General features: G+C 52.0%; 11 protein-coding genes. 5 read left to right on the top strand and 6 right to left on the bottom strand.

The genetic code is table 11. The annotated features are described in order from the left end of the window. The first annotated feature begins 396 nt into the window (after positions 1–396). Positions 397–585 carry a hypothetical protein gene (locus AC19YT_RS27530; protein WP_153387371.1) on the top strand — a complete coding sequence of 63 codons (189 nt, stop codon included), beginning with the start codon at positions 397–399 and terminating at the stop codon, positions 583–585. 174 nt (positions 586–759) lie between these two features. Here the strand turns inward: AC19YT_RS27530 and AC19YT_RS27525 are convergent, their stop codons facing one another. Both AC19YT_RS27525 and AC19YT_RS27520 read right to left on the bottom strand, forming a co-directional pair. Continuing rightward, positions 760–2,259, bottom strand: coding sequence for a methyl-accepting chemotaxis protein (locus tag AC19YT_RS27525; protein ID WP_127882200.1), 1,500 nt, complete (start codon positions 2,257–2,259; stop codon positions 760–762). Between the two features lie 153 nt (positions 2,260–2,412). After that, positions 2,413–2,985: a DUF6436 domain-containing protein gene (locus AC19YT_RS27520; protein ID WP_048377739.1), complete on the bottom strand. Its 573-nt coding sequence runs from the start codon at positions 2,983–2,985 to the stop codon at positions 2,413–2,415. Between the two features lie 699 nt (positions 2,986–3,684). Here AC19YT_RS27520 and AC19YT_RS27515 point away from each other — a divergent pair. The 3 genes from AC19YT_RS27515 to AC19YT_RS27505 all read left to right on the top strand — a co-directional run bounded on the left by AC19YT_RS27515 (position 3,685) and on the right by AC19YT_RS27505 (position 5,378). Further along, positions 3,685–4,248, top strand: coding sequence for a recombinase family protein (locus AC19YT_RS27515; RefSeq protein WP_127882202.1), 564 nt, complete (start codon positions 3,685–3,687; stop codon positions 4,246–4,248). Between the two features lie 506 nt (positions 4,249–4,754). Continuing rightward, positions 4,755–4,994, top strand: a complete 240-nt coding sequence (locus AC19YT_RS27510; RefSeq protein ID WP_463983186.1) for a hypothetical protein — start codon at positions 4,755–4,757, stop codon at positions 4,992–4,994. 204 nt (positions 4,995–5,198) lie between these two features. Further along, complete coding sequence (locus AC19YT_RS27505) at positions 5,199–5,378, top strand: hypothetical protein (protein ID WP_463983185.1); 180 nt, start codon at positions 5,199–5,201, stop codon at positions 5,376–5,378. Positions 5,379–5,561: 183 nt separating this feature from the next. Here the strand turns inward: AC19YT_RS27505 and AC19YT_RS27500 are convergent, their stop codons facing one another. Both AC19YT_RS27500 and AC19YT_RS27495 read right to left on the bottom strand, forming a co-directional pair. After that, a complete protein-coding gene (locus tag AC19YT_RS27500) occupies positions 5,562–5,981 on the bottom strand; it encodes a hypothetical protein (protein WP_463983184.1) in 420 nt (139 codons plus the stop codon). An 82-nt stretch (positions 5,982–6,063) separates the two neighbouring features. Further along, positions 6,064–6,891 (bottom strand): replication initiation protein, encoded by an 828-nt coding sequence (locus AC19YT_RS27495; RefSeq protein WP_463983183.1) that lies wholly within the window; start codon positions 6,889–6,891, stop codon positions 6,064–6,066. Between the two features lie 1,210 nt (positions 6,892–8,101). On the opposite strand from AC19YT_RS27495, the gene AC19YT_RS27490 reads away from it, so the two are divergent. Beyond that, positions 8,102–8,521, top strand: coding sequence for a hypothetical protein (locus AC19YT_RS27490; protein ID WP_463863049.1), 420 nt, complete (start codon positions 8,102–8,104; stop codon positions 8,519–8,521). Positions 8,522–8,569: 48 nt separating this feature from the next. On the opposite strand, the gene AC19YT_RS27485 is transcribed toward AC19YT_RS27490, so the two are convergent. After that, positions 8,570–9,127, bottom strand: a complete 558-nt coding sequence (locus AC19YT_RS27485) for a GNAT family N-acetyltransferase (protein WP_153387373.1) — start codon at positions 9,125–9,127, stop codon at positions 8,570–8,572. After that, positions 9,093–9,413, bottom strand: coding sequence for a type II toxin-antitoxin system TacA family antitoxin (locus tag AC19YT_RS27480; protein WP_153387372.1), 321 nt, complete (start codon positions 9,411–9,413; stop codon positions 9,093–9,095). Before AC19YT_RS27480 ends, AC19YT_RS27485 begins: the two co-directional genes overlap by 35 nt. Positions 9,414–9,483 lie beyond the last annotated feature (70 nt).

The raw sequence follows: 9,483 nt of genomic DNA, 5'->3' as shown, positions 1-9,483 counted from the left end.
CTTGAGGTCAAGACGTGCAGTTTTACTGGTATTTAAGGTTTCAACTAATGTAGACATTTGGGTCACCTGCAATGTTCTAAGTGGTATTACTTCCTTACGGTTGGTTATAAATTCCAATAGCGCTCACGCACTTTTGATTCCATGGAGTTCGACATTTTAGTCCTCGTTTTCAGTTTGTTTTTCAGTGTGTTTGAGTATGTTTTTAAATTAGGTTTAGTTTTTTCAATTCGTTGAGTTGTCGACTCAGTACGTACAATAGCCGTACTTTGTCGTTTTGTCAAGCTGTACGTTCATTGTACGTATTCATATTTTATGTGAACGAGCTGCTGAAAAATCGTCCATCACGTCATTTTCAAGGTTGCTAAAATTGATCCTTACCTACAAGGAGTAGTACCGATGGCGATTGAGAACGTTAAGCAGCTGAAGACCGTAAACGGAATTACCCAGGCGCAAGGTCTGCTGGATCAAGGCTGGATAATTCTGGCGGTGTGCGTGATGCAGGATGGCAGCAGTCAATACGCCGAGTATCACTTGGGCCTTGAGCAATTCCCGGCAGGCACCTCCAAGGTGTTTTCGCGCAAGTAGTGAGTCCTACGCGTTACGCATAACGACGTTTATGGTAAATCGGGTCAAGATCATACCGCGTGCCAGTGCGAGCCCGGCACTGGCACGCGTCCGACTGTTAATGTCGGACTCGACACACAAACATCAGCCAAGTAGTCCGTAAGATTTGCCTGCCAAGTCGGGGCTATTCAGCGCTTAGCGGCTAACGCGGAAGCGACCAGTCAAACGGCTCAAGCGATCGGCTAACTGGCTGAGTTGCTGGCCATCGTCGTTAAGATTGCTAGCATCGCCGAAGCTTTGCTTGGCTACTTGTTGCACGCTGTGTAGGTGCTGACTAACTTCTGCACTGGTCGCAGCTTGCTCGTGGGTGGCGGCGGCAATCAGCTCGTTCATTTGAGTAATACCGCTGATGTTTTGCGCTACTGTGCCTAGCAGTTCAGCAGTCGCTTGACTGTCTTGTACGCAGCTGCGCACGCTGTCTCGGCTTTCTTGCATAGCGGCCGCTGCTTGGCGGCTACCTTGTTGCAAGCCACTGATGATTTTTTGTATTTCAGCGGTAGACAACGCAGTTTTCTGCGCCAGATTGCGCACCTCGTCAGCTACGACGGCAAAACCACGACCATGCTCGCCAGCACGCGCGGCTTCAATCGCAGCATTTAGGGCTAGCAGGTTGGTTTGATCCGCAATCGAGCGGATCACTTCCAACACCTTGCCGATCTGCTCGGACTGTTCTGCCAGCGCCTGAACCTCGGTTTCAGTAACGTCGATTTGTGTGGCCAGTTTGCTGATCTCGCTGCGCACATGGTTGACCGAGCGACTACCCTCGGCAGCTTGCTGGTTGGCGGCTTGAGCTGCCGCCGCGGCGCCATCAGCATGTCCAGCCACTTCGTCAATGGCGGTGCTCATCTGCAGCATAGCTGAGCTCATGTAGATGATTTCGCCTTGCTGTTGCTCTGCCCCAGAGCTTAGGTTCTCGGTGGTTAGCAGCAGACTGTCACCCATTTTTTTCAGACTTTTTGTGTCTCTAATCACTTCGCTGACCAGATCGTCCAAGGTGCCAAGAAATTGGTTAAAACCTAGGCTAACTTTGCCCTGCGCACTGCTGCGGTAGCTGAGGTTGACTTCGTCAACTCGCTCAGTGATCTTCTCGGCAGCTTGCATCAGCGCCGCGCTTTCAACGGCTTCCGCGTGAGTCTGCATCGCCAAGTAAATCAGAATTGCGCTTTCTGCTACGACGTAGAGCGCATGCAGGAAAATGGTTGACCAACTGCCGCTCGGCAGCACAACAACGTCAACACCTTGAGCTTGTAAGGCAAAGAAACTCAAGTGATGCACTGCAATCACCAATGCGGCTACCACGATCGGAAGCCAGTCACGGTAGTACACCAAGAAAGCCAGTAGCACGAAGATGCTGAAATGCATTTCAAGCATGCCGCCAGCTTGGTTGATGTGCAGGGCCGCCATTACCATATACGCCGCGCCCATTACGCAACGCAACAGACGCTGGCCGCTGATTAGCTGGTTAAGCAGGCTCATCACAACCGCTGTACCACCTCCGACCAGGAGCGCTTGACCCCAAGCACCATGCCAGAACGCGAGTCCGAGCGAGTACACAAACATCAGCCACAGCACACCCAGCATGATTCGGTCTGCTTTTTGGTAGTGCTGTTGAAGGGGGGAGAGGTTAGCGGACATGGCGATAGGCTCTAGGTGGTGCTGCAGTCGTGGTGAGTGTTACATAGGGCTAGCTTGATTTAGGCGCTCGACAACTTCTGTATCGGCAAGGTGAGTCTAAGGATGAGCATGCTTTTGCGCGTGATGCCGTAACGCGTTGCCGGTTTGTGATCGTCAATTGTTCGGCCAGTCGCAGAAGCAGCCTACGGCCATTGTGTTATTTGCGTTTACGGGTCTGCCAGCACTCAGGGCGTCGAGAATGGGCTCGATAATGCTGTTACTAGAGGTGCAGGTTGCGCCTTCGCTGTAGGGGCCGAAGTATGCTAATTGGCCTGTCCGGTCCCAGATTGCTACTGCCGGGCTGGCTGGTATTCTGTAGATGCCGCTCAAGGCGGGTAAAGTTTTCAAAGCGTTCAGGGCTTCAGGTAATTGGTCGTGACTACCTGGCGTTTGCACCGCGTAGAAACTAACACCCTGTGGGCCGAAGCGCTTAATAAGCTCGGTAAGGTGCTGCTGGTTGCCGACATTGCATGGGCAGGACGGGTCCCAGAAATGTATCAGGCGGATCGGGCCTGGACCCGCAAGCTCATCAGGCAGGTGCAGCAGCTCGCCGTAGAACAACGCGGTCTGCTCACTGAAGCTGCGCAGGTAACGTGCTTCGTACCACCAGTAGGCGACTAGAATGGAGAGGCCCCAGAGCGCAATTAGCAGGCTGGCCATAAGGGTTTTACGATTCGAGCGGGTCATGGGCAGTCTTTAATTTTAAGACGCAACTTGCCATAGCTAGGGTTTACCAAAGATCAGATGGCCAAGTGTTTAAGGTCGCAATGACGTTTCAACCGGAAAACAAGAAGGCCTTGGGGCAGAGCAACGCGATTCGCCGTGGGCAGGACTAAATACGCCTGATCAATGGCTGTCATTCTGAGGCGACAATGCCGTCTTTCACGGCCTGCTTGAGGTGGTGGATTATCTGATCTTGATAGGCTCTGTATTGACCTTCTAAGCGATCGATCTCGTACATCTGATCTATCCAGACCTCATCAGAGGCATCCTCTACGAGCTTTTCTTGATTCCGCCAGATATTACCAGCTGCTCTGTAGCTTCTAGCAACGTCAATAAATGTTGATCAAAAGCCAGAGTTTTCGCAGTATTGTTGGTAACCAAAATCCTAAATCCATGTGTAAATATCTAGGCATCTTATAACATATTTTTTATATCGGTATTGATATTTTACGATCGTCTGGAAGACCCAAGACTAGCTCTCGATAGACAGCCAGATTCGATCCATTACGAAATGTCATAAAACTCAAAAAACCGAGTGAATTGTCGCATAATTTCTAAGTTATGCGACAGTTTCACATACGCTGGATTTGTTGGCTCTGACCTGTCGCATAAATCTGTCGCACGTTGTAAGTTACCTGCGACAATAAATGCGACAGGTGCTCCATGGAAAACAAAGGTCAGCAGATTGGTTACGCTCGGGTTTCGACACAAGGGCAAGACCTGGAGCAGCAACGGATTGCACTTGGGCAAAACGGTTGTCAGCGAATTTTCGAAGAGAAGGTCAGCGGTGCCAAGCGAGACCGTCCAGAGCTGAGTCGGCTGCTCGATCATTTGCGACCAGGTGATGTGCTGACCGTGACACGGTTGGATCGCTTGGCCAGGTCAACGACAGACCTGCTTCATATTGCCGAACGCCTAAAAGAGATCAATGCAGGTCTGCGTTCGCTTGCTGAGCCCTGGGCTGACACTACTTCACCAGCCGGGCGAATGGTGTTGACGATCTTCGCGGGGATTGCTGACTTTGAACGGTCGCTGATTGGGGAACGCACCAGTGCTGGCCGAGCTGCGGCCAAAGCCAAAGGTGTTCGATTTGGGCCTAAGCCTGTTTTGACTCATGAGCAGATAACCCATGCACGTAGGTTGATTGATAAGGGTCAATCAGTCTCCGAGGTTGCACGTCTTTTGGGGGTGCATCGAGCCACGCTATACCGTGCGTTGCCTCAATAGATAATTAGCGCAATGTCCCAGCAAAGCCCACCCAGTGGACTTTTTGCGACTGCTGGACGCCAGTGGGTGCGGAGCTGGTCTACTCAGTAGTGCAATCGACTTCTGAAAATGACAGGATGCCTGGGAAGAAGGTACTGAACGACGCTGGTAGGGCTTAAGTGCACTTTCTGTTCCGTTGCTCCCCAAATCCCAATGCCAATGAACATCACTAATCCTTACCGTCTGCGTTTGGAGTGCCTCCGTAACGTGTCGCCAGGCTGCGCGGACTTGGCCGGACGCATTGTCGTGGCGTTACGTACTGAAGTCATGACCCTATCCACCGCGACTCTAATTGAGGATTTATTCGATCACCTGGACGCAATTGCCGCGCAGCACAGCGGCAGTGTCACGCGTCTGGGTATATGGATGATGGGCTTGATCCACGCCAAAGCGTTGCTAAGCACGGAGGTGGAGACGTTCCTCTCTGACGCCGCCACTTTGGGCGGTCCATCCAGTGTGGGGCCGGCATGAGGGAAGGCATTCACGAAGAGGCACTGCGCGTCATGCTCGAGGCCGGCGCCGTGCGCGAGGTGCTGGTCAGCCGGCAGGATGAAAAATGGGGGCTGGCCATTCGCCTGGGCGGTGCTGGCAGTCGCTGGCTGCAGGTGCGTTCGCGACGCGAAGCGCTGCGCACCTGGGCCAGTTTGACCGCGGTGGGTCGGTTTGCCGAAAGCATCGGTGTGAAGGGTTTTGCCGTCGAGCTGTGAGAGCTGCTCAAAGTCTCTTACAAGGGACTCCCATGGGGCCCTAGCTTCAGCATATACCTCCAACCCAACGATAGGCACGGATTGAATCGCCAGCGTCCTTCGCTGGGGTTTTTTCCGGGTAAACCCCTTCATTGCGTACATTACCCATGCCTCTACTAAAACTTGAGGGGCCACTGACACTTGTGGGGCTACAGGATGAACAGCATGGATTCGGTACCGCGATTTATTGAGCCGGGCGACGACCAGGACGAGCGTCTGGCGCTGCCGCTCTACGTCAGCCGTCAAGTGGATGACGAGACCCATCGAGCTCAGGAGGCGCGCAAGCGGCTGTTGGCGGCGGCTGTGCTGCAGCAGCAGACGACAGACGCCTTAAACAACGACTGAGCGAGCGAAAAACAACGGCAGAAGAACGGTAAAAAAAGACACGAGAACGGAAAAAGAATGGCAGGCGCAACGGGTTAAGTCGGCTGAACAGGCGGGCAAGATAGGTGAAGTAGGCCTACCGGCCCACTTCACTGCTTGCCCATTCGCCTGCGGCTCAAGGAAAAGTTTTGCGGACGCGAACTTTTAGTCGTCCAGGGCGCTGAGCAAATTTGCCCAAGTCGGGACTTCCCCTGGCTTCGCTTTATGAGTCGAAGCAGGTTTAGGGTCAGGCTTATGCTCGAGCAGTCGAAGTGATTGGCGCAGCTCTTGTATCTCTGCACGTAGCAATCGAACCTCTTCAACCAGTGGGTATAGGGCTGGGTGTAGGGCGTCCATTTCAGGTGTAGGGGGCGTGTAGGGCGAGGGTGTCGGGTCAAGTGTAGGGCGGTGTAGGGGATAGCCCTGCGGTTCGCCATAGACGCGGATCATTTCAGACAGGTCAATCACCTTTTGCCCTTTACCGTCCAGGCCAGCAGTTACGCGGCCTTTAGCCACGGCTTCATGCAAGGTTGAACGGTGTAAACCGTAGAGCTTTGCCATGCGGCCGATGGTTAATTTTGCCATGTAGGGCAGTGTCTGGTTCTGTCTGTAGGGTTCCAGACAGTTTTGCGCTGTAAATATGTGTTCAATGTCGAATGGTCACACATCAGGTCAGCCCTAAAGCCAGTTGAGTTAGTCGCGCACGTGCAGATTCCCAAGTTTCACCAGGCCGGGCCTGTTTTGCTATATCGCCATCTGACAGCTTGCCGCGTTTGGTGTTGGTTTTCCCATTAGTGTTGACCATGGATTTAGGCCCAAAACAGAATGCTAAGTGCGTGACCTTTCGACCTGTTTTCCGCTGTGTCCAGACCACCCGAAGAGGGCTGTGTTCTGTGATTTGCGCAACCGCTGGTTCTAATACCCATTTTTTAAAATCCTTGATCGATGGATACCGGCCTTCGAGTTGAAACCACTCACGGAGTTGGTCAATGGATATCTCCCTCTGACCAATGCTGTCCCACTGCATGAGCAATTCGTAAAGCCGGATAGCGTGAGTGCTATCCATTTGTGCTACATCGGCTAAAGCGTATTTTGTGAACTGTTTTGTGAGCTCTGTCAGATACGGCACCATGTCTTTGGTGAAGCGTAGCTCTACGCGACCCTCCCCCTCTCGATAGACAATTGTTTGCACCCAACCGGTAATCATGACGCTTGGTCGTTTACCATTCCCATTGGGCTCCTGGGTTAGCCGGACCTCTCGCCGTTTCAGGCGTAGAGCAGCTTCTTTAAGCTGGCTATATGAGGATTCAATGGGGACTCCGGCCATTGTAGAAATCTCCTCAGCAGTCACCGAGTACATCACTTCATCGGTGAACGGCTCGTTCCTTTTTACCTGACTGATACAGGCGAGAACGATCCGCTGCTCCTGGACACTAAGGCGATATGCTGCCTCTACAAGAGCGTTACTTTTGTAAACCATTGCTGATGAGCTCATATATGCTCCACTTCATTTTTTGGGAGTTTATATCTTTCTCCTACAATACAACAAATCCCTCCCTTTATGGCAACAAATCCCTCCCTTTATGGCAACAAATCCCTCCCTTTATGGCAACAAATCCCTCCCTTTATGAGCTCTACACCCCTTGTAGAACAAGGCGTGTAGGTGATCTAAAAGGTTTAAAAGGGAAAAGTAAAAAAGCGGCGGCTCTGCCGGGGCACCCCTACGGGGTTCCCCCACTTCGTGGCTCCCCCTCCCCAAATAATGCCCAGCCATAGGCTGGAGACTTTATTTAAGCGCTCCTTGGAGCGCAGTGGTGCCCTTTTGCGACTAGGAACACCCAAGTGTCTCTAGTGGGCTCACAGGCGATAAAAGCGAGTAATCAGTGACAGTGGTGAACCAGAGCTCAGCGCCATTAAGGGAATGGTGATGGTGCTCTTAATCTGGCGTGTGAAAGCATTAGCTTTGGATCTGATCCCAGGGAGTGGGGGTCCCCCTTTGGGGGTCGAACTGGTGAGCGCGTAGCGCGAATGCTTTTGGCGTTTTGCCCTTTTGTACCTTTTCACCTTTGTACTCTTCCTATGGGACTCCTATTGCTGAAGCCATAGCCGCAGCAATAGAAGGACCAATAGATCAGACAATAGATAATCCAAGACAAAAGCAGAACCACAGCGCGCCATCCCTTCGGTCTGTCGTGGCCGCCCTGCGGGACGCCCAAACCTTCCGGGGGAGCGCCCCGTCAGGCTTTCAGGGTTCCGACTCGCTGCGCGAGCCTCCACCCTCTTTCCTCCCCTGCGCCCTGGACGGGCTTGTCTCGAAAATTCACCAGCGTGCGCGCCCGGCAAAGCCGGACCAACCTGCATTCTGCCATTGCGCGACGTCTCGTTGCGGTCCGTTGTCCCTTTCTCGACTGCTCCATCGCGAATCCAGGTTGGTCCGGTTTCACCTGACGCGCACGCAAGCGGTGCGGCCGGATGCTTCGCACCCTGGTTTCGCCCTGAACGGGCTGCACCAGGGCAGAACGGAAAAATTTGGCCTGGGGGCCATTTTTCCTCACCCCCCTCGTGGGCTCGGGTGGCGTCTGTCCGGCTGTTTCCGCCGTCTTCGCCGTCGGTTTATCAGAGCGGCTAAGGCCGCTCTGGAAGCAGCTTTTAGCTGCCCAAAGTCTGCTGCGCTACCATGCGATTTTCGCCTGGGAGCAAACCTCATGCAGCGTTTAGCCAAACCTTCGGACTACGTCCGGCAAGAAGTTTTCGGTCAATCGACCTACGTGCTTCCCTGGGAGCCGCGGCTGTGCCCGGGAAATCCTGCGGACGATCCGGAGCTGGGAGCTCAGCTCTACAACGAATTTGCCTGCGCCGCTGCCCAGAGCGTTACACAGCGATCACCAGCTGAACAGATAGCAGACATTATCGAGTGGACCATTGCCACGCCTGGAGAAGCCGCGCGCAGCTTGGCTGCTGACCTCGCGGCGACCTACCAGGGAAAGCATCAGTTTCGAATGGAGGATCTGCAGCATTGGGAGGAGGAAACCAAGCCGCATCGAGCGCAGCTGATTTTTCACAATGAAGAAATTCTTAAAATTTCAGCAAGAACCATTATGGCTTTGAGGAAACGTGCAAATTAAAAATGTATTCGCCGCCAATAAAACTATTGGCGGCGATAAAAAAATAAATCAGGCGTCAATTGCTCCGGCAGATACAGCCGCGATCATCATCTTGATGGCGATGAACATCGGAATTGTACCGTCAGCATTGACTTCACCCAAATCACCAAAACCAAGGCTTTGGTAAAATTTAACTGCATTGGGTGCTGCATCTAAAAACATTCCTTTGATTGGAATGCTTTCATGAACAGTAACAGCCTGATCGAAAGCCATCATCAGAAGCTCACAGCCAACACCTTGTTTTTGACGTGAAACGTCAACAGCAAGCATGCTTAGCTTGACCGCTGGAACCTGATTGGGTTGATTCCCCGATTCCAAATAGGTCTGGATTCTGGCTTTATCCAAAATAAGAAAAGTAAGAGTGCAAAACGCGAACACCTCTCCCTTGTCGTTAATTGCTCCGATTCCAGTAACATTTTCGCTTTTCAGAGCACGCTTAAGGTTGGTTTTGAAATAGTCGTCAAGGACCACTTCGCCACAACTGAAAGTTTTCGGAAAAGTATAGGATGCGTAATGGTCACGCAAATTGTTATCAACTTCGTAGTTTTCTGTCTCTTGCACGTTCATTTTTATTCCTCATAAGTTTTACTAAGGTTGGGGTTGGTGTCGCATTTTCATCGCTCTCACGAAGAATTTCGTGTAACCGGGAGAAAGCTTTTTCAGAAAGCTCCAATCGGTTGTAATTTTCCATTACGGCTTCTGCTTTTTCAAAAGCGGAAGACATGATGAAAGAAGTCATGTCTAGACCTGAAATAGTTGCTGCTTTTCTAATGAAGTCTTTTGCGAATTCAGTGGTCTTGAGGTCAAGACGTGCAGTTTTACTGGTATTTAAGGTTTCAACTAATGTAGACATTTGGGTCACCTGCAATGTTCTAAGTGGTATTACTTCCTTACGGTTGGTTATAAATTCCAATAGCGCTCAC

Source organism: Pseudomonas sp. MF08875, from assembly GCF_059862525.1.
Note: the sequence above shows the minus strand (reverse complement) of the source record. Positions and strands in the feature narration are given on the sequence as shown.

Excerpts from the sequence above, each read along its gene's own strand:
- AC19YT_RS27490 (WP_463863049.1), top strand. The coding sequence starts at position 8,102 with ATGCAGCGTTTAGCCAAACCTTCGGACTACGTCCGGCAAGAAGTTTTC.
- AC19YT_RS27480 (WP_153387372.1), bottom strand. The coding sequence starts at position 9,413 with ATGTCTACATTAGTTGAAACCTTAAATACCAGTAAAACTGCACGTCTT.
- AC19YT_RS27500 (WP_463983184.1), bottom strand. The coding sequence starts at position 5,981 with ATGGCAAAATTAACCATCGGCCGCATGGCAAAGCTCTACGGTTTACAC.
- AC19YT_RS27515 (WP_127882202.1), top strand. The coding sequence starts at position 3,685 with ATGGAAAACAAAGGTCAGCAGATTGGTTACGCTCGGGTTTCGACACAA.
- AC19YT_RS27520 (WP_048377739.1), bottom strand. The coding sequence starts at position 2,985 with ATGACCCGCTCGAATCGTAAAACCCTTATGGCCAGCCTGCTAATTGCG.
- AC19YT_RS27510 (WP_463983186.1), top strand. The coding sequence starts at position 4,755 with ATGAGGGAAGGCATTCACGAAGAGGCACTGCGCGTCATGCTCGAGGCC.
- AC19YT_RS27495 (WP_463983183.1), bottom strand. The coding sequence starts at position 6,891 with ATGAGCTCATCAGCAATGGTTTACAAAAGTAACGCTCTTGTAGAGGCA.
- AC19YT_RS27505 (WP_463983185.1), top strand. The coding sequence starts at position 5,199 with ATGGATTCGGTACCGCGATTTATTGAGCCGGGCGACGACCAGGACGAG.
- AC19YT_RS27485 (WP_153387373.1), bottom strand. The coding sequence starts at position 9,127 with ATGAACGTGCAAGAGACAGAAAACTACGAAGTTGATAACAATTTGCGT.
- AC19YT_RS27530 (WP_153387371.1), top strand. The coding sequence starts at position 397 with ATGGCGATTGAGAACGTTAAGCAGCTGAAGACCGTAAACGGAATTACC.
- AC19YT_RS27525 (WP_127882200.1), bottom strand. The coding sequence starts at position 2,259 with ATGTCCGCTAACCTCTCCCCCCTTCAACAGCACTACCAAAAAGCAGAC.